Origin of the sequence: Pseudoalteromonas sp. T1lg48, from assembly GCF_002964785.1 — a bacterium.
Classification (GTDB): Bacteria; Pseudomonadota; Gammaproteobacteria; order Enterobacterales; family Alteromonadaceae; genus Pseudoalteromonas.
This window is the reverse complement of the sequence record NZ_PQCC01000018.1, coordinates 730,192-753,832: the sequence shown is the minus strand read 5'-3', so window position 1 is coordinate 753,832 and position 23,641 is coordinate 730,192. Positions and strand designations below refer to the sequence as shown.

The 23,641-nt window shown below is 51.5% G+C and carries 15 protein-coding genes and 1 pseudogene; 10 read left to right on the top strand and 6 right to left on the bottom strand.

What is annotated here, in order from left to right:
- Positions 1 to 139: 139 nt before the first annotated feature.
- Positions 140 to 864: pseudogene (locus C2M29_RS12645) on the top strand (helix-turn-helix domain-containing protein).
- Here C2M29_RS12645 and C2M29_RS12640 read toward each other — a convergent pair.
- Together C2M29_RS12640 and C2M29_RS12635 are read right to left on the bottom strand one after the other, a co-directional pair.
- Complete coding sequence (locus C2M29_RS12640; RefSeq protein ID WP_105190103.1) at positions 861 to 1,763, bottom strand: BadF/BadG/BcrA/BcrD ATPase family protein; 903 nt, start codon at positions 1,761 to 1,763, stop codon at positions 861 to 863. The pseudogene C2M29_RS12645 and the gene C2M29_RS12640 sit on opposite strands and share 4 nt — an antisense overlap.
- Positions 1,750 to 2,490, bottom strand: a complete 741-nt coding sequence (locus C2M29_RS12635) for a copper homeostasis protein CutC (RefSeq protein ID WP_158684728.1) — start codon at positions 2,488 to 2,490, stop codon at positions 1,750 to 1,752. Before C2M29_RS12635 ends, C2M29_RS12640 begins: the two co-directional genes overlap by 14 nt.
- A gap of 364 nt (positions 2,491 to 2,854) precedes the next feature.
- On the opposite strand from C2M29_RS12635, the gene C2M29_RS12630 reads away from it, so the two are divergent.
- Entirely contained in the window at positions 2,855 to 5,845 is a 2,991-nt protein-coding gene (locus tag C2M29_RS12630) for a TonB-dependent receptor (protein WP_105190101.1), read from the top strand.
- Positions 5,846 to 5,953: 108 nt separating this feature from the next.
- Positions 5,954 to 8,800 carry a discoidin domain-containing protein gene (locus tag C2M29_RS12625; RefSeq protein ID WP_105190265.1) on the top strand — a complete coding sequence of 949 codons (2,847 nt, stop codon included), beginning with the start codon at positions 5,954 to 5,956 and terminating at the stop codon, positions 8,798 to 8,800.
- A gap of 67 nt (positions 8,801 to 8,867) precedes the next feature.
- Here the strand turns inward: C2M29_RS12625 and C2M29_RS12620 are convergent, their stop codons facing one another.
- A complete protein-coding gene (locus C2M29_RS12620; protein ID WP_105190100.1) occupies positions 8,868 to 10,022 on the bottom strand; it encodes a chorismate mutase in 1,155 nt (384 codons plus the stop codon).
- A gap of 444 nt (positions 10,023 to 10,466) precedes the next feature.
- On the opposite strand from C2M29_RS12620, the gene C2M29_RS12615 reads away from it, so the two are divergent.
- The gene (locus C2M29_RS12615; RefSeq protein WP_105190099.1) at positions 10,467 to 13,472 is read left to right on the top strand and encodes a bifunctional diguanylate cyclase/phosphodiesterase; all 3,006 of its coding nucleotides are present in this window, start codon (positions 10,467 to 10,469) and stop codon (positions 13,470 to 13,472) included.
- A 49-nt stretch (positions 13,473 to 13,521) separates the two neighbouring features.
- Here the strand turns inward: C2M29_RS12615 and smrB are convergent, their stop codons facing one another.
- On the bottom strand, positions 13,522 to 14,085 hold the full coding sequence (gene smrB, locus C2M29_RS12610) for an endonuclease SmrB (protein WP_105190098.1): 564 nt from the start codon (positions 14,083 to 14,085) through the stop codon (positions 13,522 to 13,524).
- 268 nt (positions 14,086 to 14,353) lie between these two features.
- Between smrB and prmB the strand changes: the two genes are divergently transcribed.
- The 6 genes from prmB to C2M29_RS12580 all read left to right on the top strand — a co-directional run bounded on the left by prmB (position 14,354) and on the right by C2M29_RS12580 (position 20,173).
- A complete protein-coding gene (gene prmB, locus C2M29_RS12605; protein WP_105190097.1) occupies positions 14,354 to 15,289 on the top strand; it encodes a 50S ribosomal protein L3 N(5)-glutamine methyltransferase in 936 nt (311 codons plus the stop codon).
- A 41-nt stretch (positions 15,290 to 15,330) separates the two neighbouring features.
- On the top strand, positions 15,331 to 16,434 hold the full coding sequence (gene aroC, locus C2M29_RS12600; RefSeq protein ID WP_105190096.1) for a chorismate synthase: 1,104 nt from the start codon (positions 15,331 to 15,333) through the stop codon (positions 16,432 to 16,434).
- A gap of 83 nt (positions 16,435 to 16,517) precedes the next feature.
- A complete protein-coding gene (locus C2M29_RS12595) occupies positions 16,518 to 17,072 on the top strand; it encodes an elongation factor P hydroxylase (RefSeq protein ID WP_105190095.1) in 555 nt (184 codons plus the stop codon).
- Positions 17,062 to 18,192, top strand: coding sequence for an ATP-NAD kinase family protein (locus tag C2M29_RS12590; RefSeq protein WP_105190094.1), 1,131 nt, complete (start codon positions 17,062 to 17,064; stop codon positions 18,190 to 18,192). Before C2M29_RS12595 ends, C2M29_RS12590 begins: the two co-directional genes overlap by 11 nt.
- Positions 18,192 to 18,470: a YfcL family protein gene (locus tag C2M29_RS12585; RefSeq protein ID WP_105190093.1), complete on the top strand. Its 279-nt coding sequence runs from the start codon at positions 18,192 to 18,194 to the stop codon at positions 18,468 to 18,470. Before C2M29_RS12590 ends, C2M29_RS12585 begins: the two co-directional genes overlap by 1 nt.
- A 146-nt stretch (positions 18,471 to 18,616) precedes the next feature.
- Positions 18,617 to 20,173: an AbgT family transporter gene (locus tag C2M29_RS12580; protein WP_105190092.1), complete on the top strand. Its 1,557-nt coding sequence runs from the start codon at positions 18,617 to 18,619 to the stop codon at positions 20,171 to 20,173.
- 69 nt (positions 20,174 to 20,242) lie between these two features.
- Here C2M29_RS12580 and C2M29_RS12575 read toward each other — a convergent pair whose 3' ends face one another.
- Complete coding sequence (locus C2M29_RS12575) at positions 20,243 to 22,843, bottom strand: TonB-dependent receptor plug domain-containing protein (protein WP_105190091.1); 2,601 nt, start codon at positions 22,841 to 22,843, stop codon at positions 20,243 to 20,245.
- A gap of 296 nt (positions 22,844 to 23,139) precedes the next feature.
- Positions 23,140 to 23,622 carry an SsrA-binding protein SmpB gene (smpB, locus tag C2M29_RS12570; RefSeq protein WP_105190264.1) on the bottom strand — a complete coding sequence of 161 codons (483 nt, stop codon included), beginning with the start codon at positions 23,620 to 23,622 and terminating at the stop codon, positions 23,140 to 23,142.
- Between the last annotated feature and the right edge of the window lie 19 nt (positions 23,623 to 23,641).

Sequence of the window (23,641 nt, the reverse complement as noted above, 5' to 3'; positions counted from 1 at the left end):
TATGAGTTTAGTTAACGTCATGTTATCGATAATAGGGAAGAGCGGTGTCTGGGGGCTAATAAAATTTCGGTTGACAATGCAACAAAATCGGCGTTTACAATAAAAGGATAACCTTGCAATTTAAACTAGGCATTGGCCCATGGAACGTACCGAATTTTTGCATAAAGTAGGTGTAAATCAATTGATTGCCGCTTTTGATCTGATACCCGATATCCTTTTTTGGGTGAAGGATACCAATAGTAGAATCCTTCATGGTAATCAACATTTTATCGAGCACCAGGGATTTAAATCCCTCGAGCAGATCCTGTTCAAAACGGATTTCGACTTTTCCCCAAAGCATTTGGCGTTTCAGTATGTGAACGATGATAAAAGGGTATGCAGGGGTTTGTGGTCACCGACCGCTTGGAATTGAATTACACGGACAGGGGCGAGCTAGGCTGGTTTTCCACCTCTAAACATGTGCTAAAAGATGAGCAAGGGGCGATCATCGGCACCTATGGCGTGACGCGCCATTTACAAAAAACGTCCAAGGCCCTATCGCATGTCAAAGCCATCGAGGCGCCGGTGGAGTATATTCGCAACCATTTCCATCGCCATATTGGCATCGAAGAGCTTGCCGAATTGGCGCACCTGTCGGTGAGTGCACTGGAGCGTCGCTTTAAAAAACACCTGGCGAAAACACCCAATCAATACATTAACGAAGTACGCCTTGAGAATGCGCGCAAACTACTGGTAGAGACGCAATTGCCGGTGTCGCAGGTGGCGTATCAATGCGGCTTTGCCGAGCCGAGTTATTTTAGCAAACAGTTCAAACGTTTATTTGGTGATGTCCCGTCAAATCTGCGGGAAACGATCGACGGCTAAGCTTCTAGCCGACGACGTAACAGCTGCAATGCACCGCTTTCGGGAGGCGCATGCATTGGCGAGAGTATGGCGCGGTGCTCTTTATTTAGCCAGGGCTTCAGTGCATGAGCCACGCCCCCCATCAAACAGATGTGGTCAACGCCCCGGTGTTGCAAATGGTCGATGTAACGAGACACATAGCGAGCGCCCTGGGTGAGTAACTTTTTACCCAAGGGGTCCTGGGCATGACTAAACACTAGGGGAGCAAACTGAGCAAAATAGCCAGGTGTGGCATTAATGCTTTGTGCCGTAAGCTCGGCAGCCGAGCTGCAATGGGTGTAGTGTAATAGGGCATCACTTAAGGGGCATGAAGCGCTTAAACCATCGAGTACCTCAAGCGTATGACGTACAAGCGAAAGTCCCAACCAGGCACCACTGGCGCCATCGCTTAGCAGCAGTCCATGGCCGCCGAGCTCATATACCTGGTCTTTGTCTATGATTCCTGCACAAAACCCGGTGCCGATAATGATCACTGCACCCTTGCCGGTTGGATGGGCGCCGGCACAGGCGATATGCATGTCCGTAGTGATCTCCAGGCGCGCAAATGGATGTTGCCATTGCCGCATCTTCTTAAAGGCCGATGGGACGCCTGCACCTGCAAGGCCGGCACAGGCATATATGGTACTTAATTTCTCCAGCGGCAGGTCCGCGTACATCAAGGCGCGCACCGCGGCATCGGTGATCGACTCCTGAGCCTGAGCGATGGAGGTAGCGATATTGGCTGGACCCGATGTGGCTTCGCCAAGAAATAAACCGCTGCCATCTTCAAGGCGCACCTTGCATTTGCTGCCACCGCCATCAATACCGAGATAGAGTTTTTGGGCAGCGGGTTGTGGATTGTCTTGTTTAGTGTGTTGCATCTAGCATTGCCTTGATTGCCGAGATTGATACTTGGCCTTGAGCCGTGTGCACACCGCCGTAACTGTGCAATGAAAAACGGCTGTTTATCTGTGTTAGAGTCTGCCAAATAGGTATGGCATTTTGCGGCGTTACGCCACCGCCTACGACCATCTCAAGTCGGCCATTGGCATGGGCCAATAATGCCTGCAGGCGCTTTATTCCGGCTGTTGCCGTCAGTCCACTTTGCCAAGGAGTACCACTGCTCAGCACTCGGTCGACCTGCAAAGAGAGCAGAGTATCCAGGGCACTGAATTGATTATCGATGGCATCGAAGGCACGGTGAAAAGTACACTTTAGGTTAAATTGCTTGGCGCGCTGCACCAGAGCTTCTAGCACCCGCAGGTCGACTTCACCGCTTTTTGTAAGGGCGCCAAAGACCACGCCGGTGGCGCCATGAGCGGCAGCAGTGTCAATGTCGTTAAGCATTAGCTTCAGGGTTGAGCTATCCACAACAAATGAGCGAGCGGTTGGGCGGATCATTACCAAGAGCTCGGTATTTGAAGACATCAGTTCGGCGGCAAGCGCTATGGCCCTTGTGCTCGGCGTAGTTCCGCCCTCGGCCATATTGGCGCACAACTCGATGCGCTGGACACCATTGAGGCATATAACCGGAAGGTTGTGTTGCAGCACCCGAAGGTTATCCGAACTCAGGCAAACTTCCAGAATTTTACTATTGTTGTTTTTCATTAATTTGCTCACCGGCATTGCCTGCGTTTCACACTTGTTCATTGTTAATTGATTTTCAATTATTTAATTCATTTAAAATCATGTGGTTGTGTAATTTTAATAAGCTTTGGTCAGTTATTGTTATGCACTTTGCACTATAAATCAGGCCGTGAATAATTGGATCTTTTTTTAGGCTGTACGCCGATTTTGTCTTAGTGCTCACCGAATTTATATTATCGCTCCTAATGGTCATGACTCTATCCTGTGGGCAAGTTTTACAAACTATTAACTTGTGAAAAGTAAGGCAGTAATAGGAACGTAGGCGACACCCCTCGTCATCCTTTTGTTTGGCGAGCAACAATAAGAGAGATACTTGGAGACTGTAATGGCCAACAATAAGAACAACCGACGAGGCGCGGGTCATGCGCAGCGGTTCACAAAGTCTGCACTGTTTTTAGCAATGATGGCGGCGGGAAATGTAGCCTATGCCGATCCCAGCGCCGAAGAAGACGAAGATAAAAAAGAAATAGAAACAATCGAAGTGCGCGGAATACGCGCTTCAATGGCGGAAAATATGGCGATTAAGCGCCTGTCCAACGCCATTGTCGATGCCATTACCGCCGAAGACATAGGTAAGTTTCCCGATAAAAATGTCGCGGACTCATTGCAGCGGGTACCCGGTATTGTGATCTCCCGCAGCGGCGGTGAAGGGGAGAACGTCAGTATTCGTGGTTTGTCATCGGATCTGACCTTTACCCAGCTCAATGGCAACTTTATTGCTTCATCTCCTGGTTCACCTTCACGTTCATTTAGTTACTCCTTACTGCCCTCGACCATGGTGCAATCCGTGGAAGTATTTAAGTCATCCGAAGCCCGTTTGGATGAAGGCGGTGTCGGCGGTACGGTGATCATTCACAGCCGAAAGCCCCTGAATATGGAGGCCAATTCCGGCGCCTTAAACCTTGAATACACCTATGCCGATGTTACGGAAAAATACGAGCCGAACTTTAGCGGTGTGTACTCGTGGAAAAACGACGACGAGAATATCGGTGTGTTAGTCGGCTATTCGCGCCAGGACCGCACCAACCGCTCATTAGGCGGTGATATGAGCGGCGGTGGTGGCTGGCGCTGGGCAACCAGCTCAGATCTACCCGCAGTGGATACCAATGGCAATGAAATTACCGACAGCACTCGGCGTTTTGGCGCCTTAGAAGATGCCTATGGCAATGTTTATGACGGCGTGTGGGCGCCTCAGGTTGCCGGTGTTGGCGTAACCAAAGAAAAGCGTGAGCGTGAAGGGATCCAGACCACCTTGCAATGGCTGCCCATGGACACCCTGGAGCTGACCTTTAACTATTTCCACTTTGAGCTCGGCCAGGACAGAACCACCTCGCAAATGTGGATCCCCGAATGGAAATACAACCCCAATCATTTAGTTGGGGTTGAGCTCGACGATAGCGGTACCATAGTCACGGGAATGGACTTCACCACGGGCGCCGGCGGCACCGAGGGAAATATGGAATTCCCCTGGATTATAGGCAGTTACACACTGGAAGAAGACACCTCAGACACCTATGACTTCGGCTTTGAATACAGCGGAGACGTGTATGATTTGAAAGGTAAATTTGGCCGCACCGAAGCCAGTGGTGGCCCGTCCGAGTCATGGCGAGCGGCCTATAAAAGCGGCCAACCGGCCGGGCGCAGTGATTCCGGTTTAGTGGAAAATGCGGCGTCGTTTGCGGGTTGGCGTTTGGGCGATCGCGTCTCCTTGTATACCGATCCAGCCTTACTGGATAACCTGTTGGCGGGTGTTGCCGGTGACCCGGATCCGGGCTCGACCGGCTCAAGTTATATCGTCAGTGACCTCGAAGAAGACTATGGGCAACTGGACTTTAGCTACCATTTGAGCGCGGGTTGGGTCGATACCCTGCGCGTGGGGGTGAAACATCGTAAAACCACCTTGCACCGTGAGACCAATAATACCTTTTTTATTACCCAGGAGGGGGCGGCGGGCATTGCCAACGGTACTCTGGACCCATTTAGCCAGGGCGCCATTGACGAGGTTTCCTACCAGTGGATCGGTGGTATGCCAAACCTGGAGGATGTGCTTAATACTCGTTCCGAGCAGAACATTCCCGGCGGCTTTGATGTCAACGTCATGCCCACCATAAATTGGGATAAATACCGCGATCTTGTAACCAGCGAGTACGCCAAATATACCCGTAAAGAGCCGGACTTTGTTTTTGATATTGAAGAGAAAATTACCGCGGCCTATGTGCAGGCGGATTTTTCCTATGAAAGTCTGCGCGGTAATGTCGGTGTGCGTTATGTAAAAACCGAGACCAACATAATGTCGTCGGACAAGATCAATTTCTTCTTGGATGACATTGATGATGTCACTCAGGAGGACATCCTTGGTGATCGCCGTTTACTCGACGTGGAAGAAACCATTGGCCGTACCTCCACGGATCATCAGTTCTTACCTAGTTTAAACCTGGTGTGGGATGCCACAGACAATCTGGTGCTACGCGCTGCCGCGGCGAAAACCATGTCCCGTGCCCCTTACAACGATATGGGTGCTCCGGAGCAATTGACCTTTATCTCCCAGGAGTGGGCCGACGACCGTTTGGAATTCCGTGGTAACCCGGTTGAGCCGGGCTGGCAGGGTTCCGGTGGTAACAAGGACTTAAAACCCTACGAGTCGGTGCAAACCGATATCTCCGCCGAATACTACTATGGTGACGGCTCTGCGGTGGGGATAGCCCTGTTTAACAAGGACGTGGATAACTTTATTGTGCCCTTGATCATCACCTCAACGCGTTCTTTTGAGGGTTTTACCAACCCCAATACCGGTGAGGTGATCGTGCCCGAAGGTGAAATTACGGTGACACCTTTTACCACCACGGCAAACGGCACCAACGCCACCTCGCGTGGTATAGAGATATTCGCCCAGCATGCCTTTGATAATGGCTTCGGCATCAATACCAACTACACCCTCAATGACACGAATCAGGCAGATGTCAGTGTCGACGGTGAAAAGGTTGGTGAGTCGGCCTTGGTTGGCAGTGCCGATAACCAGTTCAACTTCTCTGCTTACTTTGAGAACGATACCTTCAGTGTCCGCGCCTCGTACAACCGCCGCGGTAAAACCGCCTTGGGTCTTGCCGATGGTTTGACCGTGTACCAAGAGCCATACCAACAGGTTGACGTCAATGCGTCCTACAGCTTGATGGACAACCTGTCCTTTAGCGCCTCGGTGATCAACTTGACCGAGGAAGAGCCCAGAACCTTTTATGGTGAGGACAGCAAGGCCAGATTGCGCAGCAGTAGCTACAGCGGCCGTCGTTACTATGCCGGTTTAACGTATCGTTTTTAATTAACTCATTATGTGACATGCGCACCGGTGCCCAAATTGATGGCCAGAATGACGAGCAGAAACGCCCAAGCCAGGGCGGTGCGCATCAGTAAAGAACAAGGTAGCAATATGAAAAAGTCTAATTTTATCAAGGTGACATCGGTACCTTTGGTGCTGTGTAGTCTGCTTAGCGGCTGCGGCGGCAGCGATGATCCGGATCCCCAGGACGTGCCAGTTACCCCGGCGAGCACGGCCGCAGAAATGGCGGGCTCGGTGGTCAAAGGGACCTTAAGTGGCGCCCAGGTCAGTGTGGCCAGCCTGAATGGCACCGAGTTGGGGATCAATGCCGAGGCTATCAGTGATGCCGACGGCGAGGTGTTTTTTACCCTCAATGGCGCGCCGGGCTTTGGTATTAATACCACGGTGAAGGTGATGGCCAGCACCACGGGGCAATCGAGCATGGTGTGTGACGCGCTGAACTGTGGTGATGCGCAAATCGCTCAGGAGTTAAGCGGTGAGGCCCTTGCCGGGGCACAATTAAGCACCTTGACTCATGTAAGTGTGCCCTATGGCAATCAGACCGACGGGGAAGCAGATGCCACTATGCAGATTAATGCCCTGACCACACTGGCCACGTTTTTAGTGGAGCAGGAAATAGCCAATGGCCGTAATGTCTCCAGTGCCGAACTGATGGCTCTTGCAAAAGCAGATATGTCGGCTTTGCTGCTGCGTACCATGGGCTGGCAAACCAACAATACCAATGTCTTCGAGCTCCCCGTGATCAGTGCCCATAGCCTGGGTAACTTTCAGGGGGTCGAGCAATGTGAAACCAACGAGGCAGGGGAGCAGCAGTGCCAAACCCCCTTAATCGATGAAACCCGTATCAAGTTGTCATTGCTTAATGCCGCGTTTGCGCAGTTGAACAGTGGCGAGACCTTGGCCGCCAACATGGCGGCGGCGCAGGCGGATATCACAGCGGCCTTGGCCGATGACTCAGAGGCTTTAGAGCGCTTTCGCCAACGTCTGTTCGATGCCATTGAGCAGCATCCTTTGAGCGCAGAGTTAGGGCTTAGCGGTGCAGCCATTGTTGATTTAACCTTGCCCTTATCTGATGAGGCCAACAGCAGCGGGCCGCTTCGCGAAGTCAGCACGGTGCAGACCATGATGGATGCCACCATTACCGCCCGTAATGCCATCAGTGATGCGGAGAGTGCAGACAAGGCCTTCGATAAGGACTTACAAACCAAATGGCTCGACCATAACGATTGGCAAGGGGCACCCAGTGTCGCGGATCCGTCCTGGCTGCAGGTGGACTTTGCCTCGCCGCAGGCGATCAGCAGCGTGTTTATCACCAGTGCCAACGACGCGCCAGCGCGCGACCCGGAAAATTTCGATATTCTGGCGTCCAACGATGGTGGCCAGAGCTGGATCACCCTCGCCAGCATTGTGGGCGCCTCGTTTGATGAGCGTTTTGAGCGCCAGGAATTTGCCTTTGCTAACGCCCAGGCATACGCCAGCTACCGTATCAATATCACCAAGAATCAGGGCAATGATGGCTTGTTGCAGCTGGCGGAAATTGAGTTTGTTGGCCCTGTACATGTGAGCGTGGATCACAGTGATGACCCGCAGGCGATGGCCTCGGCACGCAACAGCATTGGCGATGCGGAAAATCAGGATAAGGCTTTTGATAATGACCCAACCACCAAATGGCTGGATCACAATGACTGGCAAGGTGCACCTAGCGAGGCGGATCCGTCCTGGATTCAGCTCGACCTCAGTGCCCCTAAGGCGGTCAATGTGCTGGCTATTACCAGCGCCAATGATGCCCCGGAGCGTGACCCGGAGAACTTCTCTCTGCTGGCGTCAAATGATGGCGGCGAAAGCTGGATAACGCTGGCTAGCTGGGTAGGTGAAGCCTTCGATGAGCGCGCAGAGCGACGTACCTTCGCCGTGGCCAATCAACTGGCCTATAGCAGCTATCGCCTGGAAGTAAGCAAAAACAAAAATAACGATGGCCTGTTGCAACTTGCGGAAGTGGAGTTGATTGGTCCCGAGCTTGAAGGCCTGGATCACTCCCTTAGCAATGGCGCCAGCTACAGTGCCCGCTTTAGTATCAGTGACTCAGAAAGCGCGGCGCAGGCCTTTGACCGAGATGTAAGCACCAAGTGGTTAGATCACAATGACTGGCAGGGCGCACCCACCGAGGAAAACCCGGCGTGGATCCAGGTACATATGGCCGAGGCGCAAGCCGTCAATGAGCTGATGATCACCAGCGCCAACGATGCGCCCGAGCGCGATCCGGCCAGCTTCTCGCTGTTGGCTTCGAACGATGGCGAAACCTGGCTGTCATTAGCGAGCTGGGCGGGGGAGGAATTCTCCGAGCGCTTAGAGCAACGTCATTTCGCCCTGAGCAATGGCCTTGCCTATTCACATTACCGCCTGTCGGTAAGCGCGAATGCCAACAATGATGGCCTGGTGCAAATTGCCGAGGTGGGTTTTATCGGTCCTCAATATCAGTTACAGGATTTAACCGAGCTGCCTGGCACCCTCTTTAGTGCGCGCTCTAGTATTGGCGATGGCGAAAATCAGGATAAGGCCTTTGATAATGACGTAAACACCAAGTGGCTGGACCATAACGACTGGCAGGGCGCACCAACGGCTGAAAACCCTTCCTGGATACAGGCCGACTTTAGTGCCCCTCAGGTGATCAGTGAAATCGCCATTACCAGTGCCAATGATGCCCCGGAGCGCGACCCTGAAAACTTTAGCCTGCTTGGCTCGAATGATGGTGGCGAAACCTGGGTTGAAGTGGCGTCCTGGGTCGGTGAGAGCTGGGATGAAAGGTTGGAGCGTCGCACCTTGAGTTTTAGCAACGGCTTCGCCTACAGCAGTTATCGCCTGAGTATCAGTAAAAATGCCAATAATGATGGCTTGGTACAACTGGCGGAAATCGAGTTAATTGGCCTTGACAATTAACCTGCCCACAACGCAAAAGAGCCAGAAGTAATTGCTTCTGGCTCTTTTTTTAGGTTAGTTTTTTAAGTTAGTTTACTTCCACCGCTTGTAACGAGTCGCTTTGATAGCAACCCAGGATACGTACAAACTGAGTATGATCTTTAAGGTCCTCAAGGGCGCGCTGCACCTTGGGCTCTGCAAGATTGGCAATTAAATCAACATAAAACACTTCTTCCCAGGGGTTGCCCGGGACCGGGCGTGATTCCAGTTTCACCATGTTAATACCATGCTCCTTAAAGACCATAAGCGCATCGGCGAGCGAGCCCACATGTTGCTCGGTCGCCATAATCAGGGTGGTCTTGGTCGGTATTTGCGTCGATACCTGCATCGCCTTACGAGCTACAACGATAAAGCGGCTGTGGTTTTCACTTTGATTGGCGATGCCTGTTTTCAACACCTCTAGGCCTAAATGTTTACCGGCCTCCGCAGAGCCAATAGCAGCACTGTTATCACAATTAAGCGTCGCCTTCATGGCGCTGGTGGTGGAATCGCAGTGTTCCAGTTGGACGTCATTTAGGCCTTGAATAAAGCGACTACACTGGGCAAAAGGTTGGGGATGGCCGTAAAGCTTGGTGATGTCCGCCAGCTCGGTGCCGGGTTTAACCAAGAGGCAATGTTCTACAGAGTGAGTGACCTCGCCTACGATGGAGACTTGGGCATGCTGTAACAAATCGAATACCTCGTTGATGCTGCCCGAGCTGGTGTTCTCGATTGGTAGCACGCCGAAGTCGGCCTGACCTTTTTCCACCGCGCCGGTGATCTCATCAAACTGGGCGCAGCCCATCTCAACCAGCTTACCGGGGCGGCGACTGAAGTATTTGTGCACAGCCAACTGGGAATAAGAACCCTGGCCGCCAAGATAGGCTACTCGGTTGGTTTCACCCAAGGCCTCGGGATTAAGGTTTTGCTGCAGCATGGCTTGCTGATGGAGTACCGAGTCTTCAAGTACCCGCTGAAAGACGCTGTTAATGTAGTAGGCATCCAGGCCGAGGGATTTACCGTAGCTGATCAGCTTTTCCAGTAGTTCCTGCTCGCGCGCTTCATCGCGAATGGGCTTGTTATTGGCGATTTTATATTCCACTACCGAATGGCTGATGCGGCGGCGCTTTGCCAATAAAATCAACAGCTCAGAGTCGATTTCATTGATGTCTCGGCGCAGTGCCAGGAGCGTATCATTGGTCATTATTAGGTTTCCTCATTCCCAAAACGAAAAAGGCCTCCCGTGTGGGAGGCCTTAGCATGTGTGTGAATCTCACGTACTCGCTCGCGCCTCCCTAACAAGGGTGGTAGATAAAAAAGCGAAAAAATACGAAAGAGATAATGTTCATAGCTTCAATCTACTGGCTCGGACGGCTAAAAGTCAATAGGCCAATGGCGGTAATAGGGTAAATATTTATCGGCGCTCGTTGCTTACCCAAAATCCCCCCAGACTCAAGACTAAGGCATTAATTTTTTGGGCGTTTGTTCCCATAACGACTATATTGATCTTGTTGTTAATTCTTTTGTCTTAGTTGTTGGAGGGTTAGCAGAAGATTCGCGTAAAAAGGGCTATACATAAACGCTGTGGCTGTTATATTTGCTAGCTGGCTAAAATAATAAAAAACCAGATACTTAAAAAGGATCGGCTGTGGTTTATAGGCGTCCGCCATCTCGATTTGGCATACATTCGTTAAGCATAAAGCTCTCGGTATTGATTTCGGCTATATGCCTGATCGCCGGCATTTTTGCTGCGGTGTTTATGCTGAAGTCTGAGCAAAAGCAGTTAATGTTTCAGGAAAATGAGCAATTAAACCAGTACAGTGCGCGGTTTATCGGTCAGTTTGGGCAATTAATTGATAGTAAAACCAATATTGCCGAACAAGCCAATGCGGTCGTGGCTCGCGAACTGTTTTCCGGCGAGCTCGGCTACAGCGCGCCAATGCCGCAGTTTATTACCACCGATGAGTCAACTCTGCGCAGCATCACTCCTGATGGTATTAGCGCGGCGGTAATGCCAAAAGCCAATTATTCTTCCTATTATCAACAGTTGTTCACCCGCTCCGAGGAGCTTTGGCGCATTATATCGCCCACGCTGACACAAGAGTTTTTTAATTTTTACCTGTTAACCGCCGACGACTTTGTCCGCATAGCCCCTTCAACCTGGGCCATGGATGCACCGGAAAATTATCGCGCGAATAATGCGGTTAACTTCAACCGTGTCGGCCCAGAGCAAAACCCTGACAGACTCGCGGTGTGGACCCCGGTTTACTACGATAGGGTCGGCCGTAAATGGGTGGTTAGCATAGTGACTCCTATTTATCAGAACGATAAGCACACCGCGCTGACCGGCGCCGATATCGAACTAAGCAACTTACTAAGCTTTTTGCCCATTGACGATAAGCATCAGCAGATGTTTGTGGTGGATGGCAAGGGTCAATTGTTGGCGCATCCAAACCTGGATGATGCCACCTATCAGCGTTATGGCCGTGAAGGCCGAACACTGCGTATGTCGGACTTTATTAATCCCCAACTGGTTAAATTAGTTGGTGATGCCTTACGTCTCGAACTGCCGACCATGACCGAAGAATTTGAGTATGACGGCGAACAATACCTGACCACCATCAGCAAGGTTGATGGCCTGGATTGGTATGTGGGTATTTATCGTAAGCAATCCAGTGCGCTCGAAGCGCTGGAGGCGTTGCAGCTTAAGTTTTTAGGGCTGTTTATTCTCTATGCTATCCTGGTCGCCTTGTTACTGCATCAGGCCTTGTATCAACTGGTATTGCGCCGTATTTATCTGCTTGTGGATGCGGTCTCCAGCTTCGGTAAGGGCAAGATGGACACCGAATTTCCACCCGAGGGTAAGGACGAGATAGGTGTGCTTAACGGCTCCTTTAAAGACATGAGTGTGGAGCTGATCAATACCATCACGGGCCTGAATCAACGTATTAAAGAAAAAGATATTGCCGAGCAGGCCGCCAATCGTTTGTCCAAGGCGGTGGCGCACTCGGGAACGGGCGTGTTGATCACCAACTATCAGCTGCAAATCGAATACGTAAACCCGAAAATGCTGGAAATGACCGGGTTTGATGAAGAACATTTTACTAATGCTAAGTTGTTGAGCGTCATTGCCAAAGAAATGGCGATATTTAACGATGATATCGAATACGATTTACGCACCCGCAACTACTGGCGTGGTGATACCATGTTGGAGCAAATCGACGGCCATGCGTTGTGGGTATCCTTAAGTGTTTCACCTATCCGTGATGAGGAAGGGGGCGTCAACAGCTATGTGGTGTCGGCGCAGGATATTTCCTTCGTTAAAGAAAGCCAACGCAAAATGGAGCAACTGGCTTATTTCGATACCCTGACCGGTTTGGCTAACCGTACCTTCTTCCGCATGCAGTTGCGCAAGTCCATGGCACTGGCCGAGCGTGGTCATTATGCCTTCGCCCTGTTTTATTTCGACCTCGATGAGTTTAAGCGTATTAACGATACCTTGGGCCATGATAGTGGTGACCAACTGCTGGTTGAGGTGGCCAATCGCTTGAAGAACCGTTTGCGTACCGAGGATACCATTGCGCGTCTTGGCGGCGATGAATTTGCCGTGCTGCTCAGTGGCATTGAAAGTCAAGAGCGTGCTAAAGACGTGGCCCACACCATACAACGCACCTTGAACCAGCCTATCACCCTCGGAAATAATGAGGTGATTGTCAGCGCCAGTATCGGTATCACCATGGCGCCGGACGACAGCAGCGAGGAAGACCAACTCCTTAAACATGCCGACTTGGCCATGTACGAGGCCAAGGCCAAGGGCAAGAACACCTATCATTTCTATTCCAGTGAGCTTAACGCCGCCGCCAATGAACGCCTGTATATTGAAAACGAGCTGCGTCAGGGGATTCGCGACAGTCAGTTCCACCTCAATTATCAGCCTCAGGTTGATAGCCGTACCGGTAAGGTACTGGGTTTTGAGGCCCTGATACGTTGGACACACCCTACTCAGGGGGCGATTTCGCCGGTGAAATTTATTCCTATTGCCGAGGCGACCGGCCTCATTGTTGAACTCGGTGAATGGGTCTTACGTGAAGCCTGCCGTTTCTCGGCGCGTCGTGCCCAAGCCGGGCTGGAAGCAAATATTTCTGTGAACTTGTCGGTGCGCCAGTTCCAAGATGCCAACCTGATCCCCTGTTTGGCCAATATTCTTGAGCAAACCAAGGTGGCGCCAAAGAATCTGCATTTGGAGTTGACCGAAAGTATGCTGATGGGAGATGTGGATACCGCTATTTCTCAACTGCACGATATCAAACGCCTTGGAGTGTCGATTTCCATCGACGACTTTGGCACCGGTTATTCGTCGCTCAACTACCTTAAGCGTTTCCCCGTCGATGTGCTTAAGGTCGACCGTTCCTTTGTGCAGGATATTCCACACGATCCGAACGATATGGCGATCACCGCGGCGATCATTGCCATGGCGCAAAAGCTGAACCTTAATGTGGTGGCCGAAGGGGTGGAAACCCGGGAGCAGATGGAGTTCTTAAAAGCTAACAACTGCTTTGTGGTGCAGGGTTATTACTTTAGTCCACCTCTGACCGAGCAAGGCGTTGCCGAGTTGCCGAATGTTATTTTCGGTTACGAAGCGGCATCTGAGTAATGGGTTAGGGCCCATGGCGGGCCCTGATAATGTATGTGTGCGTGCGTTACTAAAGAAGTGGACTGACATCCACCGGTAGGTCAATCAGAATCAATAAGGCACCCCGGCCACCATACTCCAATGGCGCCTGATGCATGGCGATAATATCCGGATGCTGCACCAGATACTGAGGCACCTTGTGTTTTAAAATGCGCTCGCCAATACCGTGCACCACACAGGCGCAGTGTACATGTTGCTTTTTACACGCGCTGATCAAGGCCGCCAGTTCCAGTTTCACCGTTTCTTTGCTCATGCCATGGCAGTCGAGGATAAGCTCCGGGGCATAGTCACCGCGCCTTAGCTGCTTGGCGAGATATCTGTCTTCACCTTCTTTGACATAGCTAACCGTACCCTGGGTATCGATATCGGGTATGTACTCGTCGGAAAAGTAGAATTCCGTTTTACTTTGACGCTGCACCTGTTGGCGCTCGCCGATGTGCTTCTTTTGCCCGCTGGTAAGGCGCACGGTGTCGTTTTTCACCCGCTTGGTCGAGCCAATGCTTTGGCGAAATAGATCGATGTCGTCTTGCGACAGTTCGGTGTTGGCCGAACTCGGAGGTTGCTGTTTTTTCATGGCCGAGACTTTGGGGGTTATTGACTCTTGCTGTTTGTTTCTGGCGCAGCTTGCAGGGTATTAATACAAGGCTGTGCATGTGCTAGCTGGATATTCTACATGAATATGAGAAAACGCAGTAGAAATACGCGGCATGCGTATCCGCTACAACTTACGTTGAGCTTAAAGTAAGCCAACTGGATAAACAGATACCAGGTAAAAAAAGCATAAAAACCTAGCGCTAAACACGCTACAATGGCGACATTATTAGCTGAACTAGCAACAGAATATGAACGACAACCTTATTAGCGATGCTGAACTGCAGGAAGCTCAGCAGGAACTGCATAGCATTAGCGATTGGCTACGTTGGACCACCAGTCAATTTAGCGCCCATGGCATTTATTTTGGTCATGGCACCGACAATGCCTGGGATGAAGCGGTAGCACTTATTCTACCTTCATTGCATTTACCCATGGATGCCCCGCAAAACCTGCTGGGCAGTCGCCTGACTAGTCGCGAAAAACAGCATTTATGTGCCTTGATCGCAAGACGCATTAACGAGCGTACGCCGGTGGCCTATTTAACCAATCAGGCTTATTTTGCTGGCATGCCGTTTTACGTTGACGAGCGTGTGCTGGTGCCGCGTTCGCCCTTTGCTGAGCTTATTAACGAGCAGTTTTCTCCTTGGGTTCAGCACCCTGAGCAAATCACGCGCGTGCTTGATATGTGTACCGGCTCGGGCTGTATCGCCATAGCCCTGGCGCAAGCGTTTGACAATGCCCTGGTGGATGCGGTGGATATTTCTCCCGACGCTTTAGCGGTGGCCGACTTCAATATTCAGGATTACCAACTGCAAGATCGAGTGATGCCGATTCTATCCGATGTCTTTAGCGGCGTGGGGGATGAAAAATACGACCTGATCGTCGCCAACCCCCCTTATGTGGATGCCGAAGACATGGCCGACTTACCAGAAGAGTTCCACCATGAGCCGGAGCTGGGTCTGGCATCGGGCGAGGACGGGTTGGATGTTACCCGTGAGCTATTAGCCAAGGCCTCCGCTCATCTCACCGAACAAGGTTTGTTATTTGTTGAAGTGGGCAACTCTATGGTACATATGGAGATGCTTTACCCCGACGCCCCCTTTACCTGGTTAGAGTTTGAACACGGTGGCCTTGGGGTATTTATGATTTCTAAAGCACAGCTTGATGCCTACTTCGGGCAATAAGCACCGCTGATTTTTCGCGCCATTTGGAATGAGGATGAAGTATGGCAGGTAATAGCATAGGGCAGCTGTTTCGGGTGTCCACATTTGGTGAAAGCCACGGCCCCGCCCTCGGTGGGGTAGTCGATGGCTGTCCCGCCGGTTTGCAGCTCGATGAAGCCGACCTACAGGGCGACTTAGACCGCCGTAAGCCGGGACAGAGTCGCTACACCACAGCGCGTCGTGAAGAGGATAGAGTGAAGATCCTCTCCGGCGTGTTCGAGGGTAAAACCACGGGAACCAGTATTGGTTTATTGATTGAAAACACCGATCAGCGCTCCAAAGATTACGGCAAGATCAAAGACGTGTTTCGACCGGGTCATGGGGATTACACCTATTGGCACAAATACGGCATTCGCGACTATCGTGGCGGTGGACGCTCCTCGGCGCGGGAAACCGCGATTCGTGTGGCCGCCGGAGCTATTGCCAAAAAATACCTTAAGCAGTTTCATGGCATAGAAGTAAAAGCCTGTTTGTCACAGCTCGGTCCCATTAAGGCCGAGCAGTACGACTGGCAGCAGGTTGAGCAAAATGCGTTTTTCTTTCCAGATAGCAGCAAGCTTGATGCCCTGGATGAATATATGCGCGATTTGAAAAAACAAGGCGATTCCATCGGCGCCAAGGTCAAGGTGGTTGCCAGTGGCGTCCCCGTGGGCTTGGGTGAGCCTGTTTTTGACCGCCTCGATGCGGAGCTGGCGCATTCGCTGATGAGCATCAATGCGGTGAAGGGCGTGGAAATTGGCGACGGCTTTGCGGTGGTCGAACAAAAGGGTTCAGAGCATCGCGATGAACTGACGCCGGAAGGCTTTACCTCGAACCATGCCGGCGGCGTGCTTGCGGGTATTTCCACCGGTCAGGACATTGTCGCCAGCATTGCCCTTAAGCCGACCTCCAGCATTACCGTGGTGGGCCAGAGCATTAATACCAGTAATGAGGCGGTGGAGATGATCACTAAGGGCCGTCACGATCCCTGTGTGGGCATTCGCGCCATACCCATCGCCGAGGCCATGATGGCCATCACCCTGATGGATCACCTGTTGCGTCAACGGGGGCAAAACCCCGATGTACGCCTCGAGCATGGGCCAATACCCGGCCAAAGACCCGAATAAAAAACGCAGCCCTAGGGCTGCGTTTTTTACTTTAGCGGCCAAAGCCCGTACAATCGCGCGGTGTTTTGAATTTACCCTTAGTTATGCACCAGGTTGACGAATTAATCACACTCTTTGAACGCACATTTTTTGCCACCCATAACACCCGATTGGTGCGTGGCGACGATGAGCCTATTTATTTGCCCGCCGACGACCGGTGCGACTATCATCGCATTGTCTTCGCCCATGGCTTTTATGCCAGCGCCTTGCATGAAATAGCCCATTGGCTGGTGGCCGGAGAGCGTCGTCGTCAATTGGAAGACTACGGCTACTGGTATTGCCCCGATGGTCGCAGCAAGGCACAGCAGCATGAGTTTGAAAATGTTGAGGTGCATCCGCAGGCCATTGAATGGGCGCTGTGTTTGGCCGCCGGTTTTACCTTTAACGTCTCGGCGGATAACCTAGGTGGTGAGCAAACCTGTCGCTTCTCCTTTCAAAAGCGTGTCTATGATAAACTCCTGACCTTGATAGAGCAGGGTTTTAATGCGCGCACCGAGCAATTGCTTAAGGCCCTGGCACAGCATTATGATCAACCTTATCCGCTGTGTCGCACACAGATACAATGGCAACCTCCAAAGGAACTAGATTATGCAGTTTAAGCTGGGTTTTATTATCAATCCCGTGGCCGGCCTGGGAGGCGCGGTGGCTCTGAAGGGCAGTGATGGTGCCGATACCGCCGCTAAAGCCATGGCTCTGGGTGCAGAGCCCAAGGCGCACCTGCGTGCTCGCGCGGCACTTGAGCAGTTGCTGCCGCATCAAGAGCATGTGACCATCTATACCGTTAATGGCGGTATGGGAGAGTTGGTGGCCAGGGAGCTCGGCTTTAATGTCGAGGTGGTGTATCACAGTGCCCACCCTACCACGGCACAGGACACAGAGCGTGCGGCGCAAATGTTGTGCGAGCAAGGCGTTGACCTGATTTTATTTGCCGGTGGCGATGGCACCGCACGAAACCTTTGCCATGCCATTGGCGAGCGAGTACCGGCCTTGGGCATTCCCGCCGGTTGCAAAATCCACTCCGGCGTCTATGCCATTACCCCCAAAGCGGCGGGCCGGGTGGTGGAGATGCTGGTTAAGGGCGAGCTGGTCACGCTTGCCGAAAGCGATGTGATGGATATCGATGAAGACGCCTTTCGCGCCGGTGCGGTGCGTGCCAAACGCTATGGTGAACTGCGTGTGCCGAGCGAATTGCGCTATGTGCAGGCGGTGAAAAATGGGGCCGGTAAGGAAGTGGACGAGCTGGTGCTTGCCGACATCGCCGCCTATGTGGTCAGCGAGATGGACGAAGATTGGCAATATATCATCGGTTCGGGTTCAACCGTGGCCGCGGTGATGGAAGAAATGGGTCTGGACAATACCCTGCTTGGCGTTGATCTGGTCCAGGATCAGGAATTGATCGGCCGCGATATGACCGCACAACAGTTGCTTGAGGCCTGCAAAGACAAGCCGACTAAACTGGTGATCACCTTGATTGGCGGCCAGGGCCACCTGTTTGGTCGTGGTAACCAACAGTTGAGTCCGGCCCTGATCCGTGCCATAGGCAAAGAAAACATTATCGTGGTGGCGACCAAGAGCAAGCTGCAGGCGCTAGAGGGGCGACCACTTATTTGTGATACCGGCGACAGCGCCCTGGACGACGAATTATCCGGTTATATTCAAGTAACCACAGGTTTTAATGACCACGTGCTCTATGCCGTGGGCCACAATGAGGAGCAGTAATGCCTTATTCAAATTATGTAGACGCGGCGCAGCGTTTTTTTGACGATTTGGTTGATCACGCCGATGACGACCAGCTATTTGCCGGCGGCTATTTACGCGGTCATTTCGATTTGGCCGTGGGTTATGCGCAAGTGGAAAACCTGGCCCTAAGTCCGGCAGAGCTAAACGAGCAGATTGAGCAGAGCCTGGTTAAGGCATACCATAGTGGGGAACTAACCGATGCCGACCGCGACCATGTAGTGGTTATTTGGGAGCAGGTGAAAGCCCTGGCCAGTTAACGGCTTCAAGCTCTACCTAGTTACAGGCATTAGGCGAGTCTAATGCTTTAGCATGTAGCCTTTATGTTAATTTTCAAGTAGGCTGCATGGTGTTAATCACTCGGGACCTGTGCCCGAGTGGCTGTTTTTAGGTTAGGAGTCACAAAATGAATAATAATAATGGTGACCAGCAAGGAGCTGCACCAAGTGGCGCAATCGCGCGCTTTCTCAATACCATAGAGCGAGTGGGGAATAAACTGCCAGACCCGGCAATGATTTTCCTCTTTGCCATGTTACTTATCTGGGTTCTATCCTGGGCCTTCTCGGGCGTGACCTTCGATGTTATCGACCCGCGCACTCAAGCCCCCATAGTGGTGAACAACCTGCTTACCGGCAATGCCTTGGCGGGCTTTTTGGCTTCCATGGTGAAAACCTTTACCAGTTTTGCACCCTTGGGCGTGGTGCTGGTGGCCATGCTGGGTGTGGGTGTGGCCGAGCATTCGGGCTATATCAATACCGGCATTAAACTTATGCTTAAACGCACACCTAAGGCGTTGCTGACGCCCATGGTGATCTTGGTGGGCATTGTTTCACACACAGCCACCGATGCCGGGTACGTGCTGGTAATTCCGCTTGCCGGGGTGATCTTTTATGCCATGGGACGTCATCCCTTGGCGGGTATCGCCGCGGCGTTCGCCGGGGTGAGTGGCGGCTTTAGCGCCAACTTTATTCCATCGGGCATTGACCCCTTACTGCAAAGCTTTACCCAAAGTGCGGCGCAGATCATCAACCCGACCATGGAAGTGAACCCACTTAACAACTATTACTTTACCTCGCTGTCGAGCATCTTTATTGTGCTGGTGGGCTGGTATATCACCGACAAAATTATTGAGCCGCGACTGAAGAGCTCAGAAGTGGACGGCAATACCGATGAACTGCCTGCCTTTGACCAGGCCACGGGCAAAGAGAAGAAAGCCTTTTTAATTGCCACCGGCGTTATGCTGGCCGGCTTGGCCTTGCTGGCCTATGTTGCGAGCTTAGACACGTCACCGCTGCGTGCCAAAAATGGCAACCTGGCGGACTTTAGTGCGCCGATTATGCAATCCATAGTGCCGCTGATTTTCTTGCTGTTCTGGATACCTGGTGCAGTGTACGGCTTTGTTGCCGGTACCTTTAAGACCTCGAAAGACATGATCATGGCCATGACCAAGGCCATGGAAGGTATGGCGTATTATATAGTCATGGCGTTTTTCTGTGCCTTGTTTATTGCCGCCTTTGCGCAGTCAAACCTAGGGGCTCTATTGGCCATTGAGGGCGCTGCCGTGCTTAAGGCCATGTCGCTGCCAAGCGGGGTGACCATTATCGGCATCATCTTCTTAACCGCCTTTGTGAACCTGTTTGTTGGTTCGAGCTCGGCGAAATGGGCGTTATTGGGACCTATTTTTGTGCCCATGCTGATGCAACTGAATATCTCGCCGGACTTAACGCAGGCCGCGTATCGTGTGGGGGACTCCAGCTCCAACATCATTACGCCGCTGATGCCGTACTTCCCGCTGGTGGTGGTCTACTGTCAGAAGTATGTGAAGAACACAGGTATCGGCACCCTGATTGCCATGATGTTGCCTTACTCCATTGCCTTCTTGGTGGGCTGGAGCCTGTTCTTACTGGCCTATTGGGGTCTGGGTATTCCGCTGGGCATTCAAGCCTCTTATACCTACGGCTAAACGATTGTCCTTGGTATAACACAGCAAATAAAAAGGCCGCTATTTAGCGGCCTTTTTCATTTTGGCGTTTTAGTTAAAGCGCCATGTTAGGTTGGTGTAGATATAACGACCACGTGGGTTGTGTACCGAAGATACATAACCGTATAGGTCGGAATCACCATCACCGATAGCAAACGGTGGATCTTCATCGAAGACGTTGTTCATACCCACTGAGATACGAATATCGTCGTTGACGTTATAAGCGCCTTGAATATCTACCAGGGTATGGGAGTCAACATCGCGGGATTTGGCGGTGTCGAAATCAAGATCACCGTCAAAGTTGATATCCGGGGTGTCTTCAAACGAGCCCACATAACTGATGTTCATGTTGACATTGAAGTCCTGGAACTCCCAGTTGGTGGCGAATAAACCACGGTGACGCGGGTATTCGTATTCGCCGATATACTCACGACCGTCCTTGTTGAACTCGTGCATATATGACCACTCAAGGTTGAACTTGAGCAGACCCATATCGTCCATATCCATCTTATAGTTGGTGGATAGGTCGATACCCGAGGCCTCTTGCGAAGAAACGTTCTCGAACGTACTGTGCACCTGCTGGATCACACCCAGGCTCTGGCCTGCAACAGGAGGAAGACGCACACACACGGTGCTGTTTTGGTCATTACAATGGGTGTTGTATACGCTACCGAAGTCTTGTTCGTCGATCTTGTTGTCTTGCTCGATGCTCCAGATATCTACAGATATGCCGAACTCGTTAACCGGCGCCCAAATGGCACCTAGGTTCCAAGACTCAGACTCTTCGGCATCAAGATCCGGGTTACCGGCAAACTCAATATTGTAATCGAGTAGATCACAGTCTTGGCCCGTGGCCTGACAACGATAAGTATCAATGAAGAATTGACTCTCTTCCGATGGGCCTAAGCCAATTTGTGCCAGCGATGGAGCACGGAAGCCCTGAGCCCATGAACCACGTAGTGAAAACTCGCCACTGGGTGCCCATTTAAAAGCTACCTTCGGATTGGTGGTTGAACCAAAGTCGCTGTAGTCATCGTGACGACCGGCCAGTTGTAGTTCAAAATCATCGCTTAGAGGAATGGAGAATTCCACATAAGCAGCCCACTGGTCGCGCTCTGCCGCCGCCGATACCGACTCTGTGCCGAAGATCAGACCGCGCTGGAATTGGTCATCAGGCACATCGCTGACGTCTTCATCGCGGTACTCAAGACCGGCGGCCATCATGACCATATGCTCATTAAACTCAAAGGCTTCGCCGCTGATGCTGGCATCGAATGAGGTCATATGCGACTCACCGCGACGCACTAGGCTGGTGGTGATGCGGTCGATGACCTCAGGTGAGTTCTGAACGCCACCGAAGGGATTGTAGTTACCGGCGTCGATTTCCTGCTGCAGGAAGTCAACACGGACCCAACCCATAGAGCGGTCGCCGGTTTGCTCTGACTTACTGCGGCCTTTTTGCGCTGCTACTTCCCAGCCCCAGTCATTGATTTCACCGCGTAATCCCGCCACGATGCGCAGGGTATCGGACTCGATGTCCCAACGGCGAGGGCCCGCATCTACTGTACGGTAACGACCAATTTCAATATCTTGGTTGAAAGGGTTGTTTGGATGACTGCCAGGGACAGTTAAGCCAGCATCTTCATCCAATGGTGTTGGTGCACCACCGGCTTCCGAAGTATTATGCTGCGCGGCGATTTCCATAAAGGCGGTGATATCGTTATTAAATTTATAATCGAATTGGGCGATGGCACCAACACGCTCGGCAGGCGGTGTAATAAAGCCATAAGGGCCGTAATCAAATAAACAGCTACCGCTCGCGGTGGCGCTGTCGGCAGGACAATCCGGGTCAATGGTTTTCACGCCATCGACATAGAAATAGCCAGGGAAGCCACGCGATGAACGAAAATCCATACCGCCATAAGGCGATTGGTTAGCGGTGCCTAAACGGCCCATTTCATCGGCTTCAAGTCCGGTATTTTTAAAGTAATCAAGAATAACCGAGGCGCTGCCTTTGTCGCTGGTGGTACCCCATACTAGGCTGGCAGTGGTTTCTTCGTGGTTTGGTCCCGTGGTACCACCATAACCGAGGTTCACTTCGATGCCTTCGATGTCCTTTTTCAAGATCACGTTGACCACACCGGCGACCGCATCGGAACCATAAATGGCCGAGGCGCCGTCTTTTAGAATATCGATACGCTCGATGGCCGATACCGGAATCGAGTTGATATCAACGAAAGAGTTGGTAATGCTCTCGGCAAAGGCACTGATGGCAACGCGGCGGCCATTGATTAGTACCAGGGTCGCATCGGGGCCTAGGCCACGTAAGCTTACCGCGGCACCACCGTTGGCGGTTGAATCCTGGTTATTGCCGCGGGTCGAGAAGGTACCATTGCCGGCAACTGGCATACGCTCTAGCAATTGCTGAAGGTTGTCATAACCCATATTGGCGATATCTTCCTTGCCGATGCTCTGTACCGGTGAAGGACCTTCCATATCGGTGCGTTTAATACGCGAACCGGTTATTTCAATTCGTTCGACGTTTTCCGCCGTTGTCTCTTCGGCTTGCGCTTGAATCGACATGGACAGCGCGCCGGTGCCTAAAGCCAAGGTGAGTGCCGTGCGCAAGGCACTGGGTGTGAACTTTCTCATCCTGAAATCCTTATTATTATCCCTGTGGGGATTTTTTGTTGTCATAATTATCTACTGCTAAATATCCACGTAGGAGTGTAGTAGAAAATCAGTAGAAACATAGAATTAACATTATTAACAAGCCTGTGGCAATGCGTCTTTTGGCTGAATCTGTAAAAAAGCGTTTAGATTAATTTACATGTTTGTGGCGAACGGGGCAGTACTAGTGGCTTTGAGATGTGGAAGGAAGGCAGGTGACGGTAATATTTTGTTACTTAAAATGGATACAAAAAAAGCGAACATAGGTTCGCTTTTTTTCATTTTGTTTTGTGTTTCATGACCCGTTCTTTTTCACGAGCCCAATCTTTTTCTTTAGTATCGGCACGCTTGTCATGCATTTTCTTACCCTTGGCGAGGTAAAACTCCAATTTTACCCAGCACTTTTTCCAATACATGGCGGTGGCTACCAAGGAATAACCCTCGCGTTCGGTGGCACCGATCAAACGGTCGATTTCGCGCTTGTTTAAAAGCAACTTGCGATAGCGCATTGGATCGCAAATGGTGTGGGTTGAGGCGCTGTTTAGGGGTTGGATTTGGCTCCCCAATAGATAGGCTTCCCCGTTCTTAATATGGATATAGGTATCGGAGATATTAACCTTACCGGCGCGAATACTTTTCACTTCCCAGCCTTGAAGCTCAAGGCCGGCCTCGAATTTATCGTGTAAAAAATACTCATGGCGCGCTTTTTTATTGAGCGCGATGGTATTTGAGGTCGATTTTGCTGTTTTTTTCTTTGCCATAGTGGCGCCATTATACTGA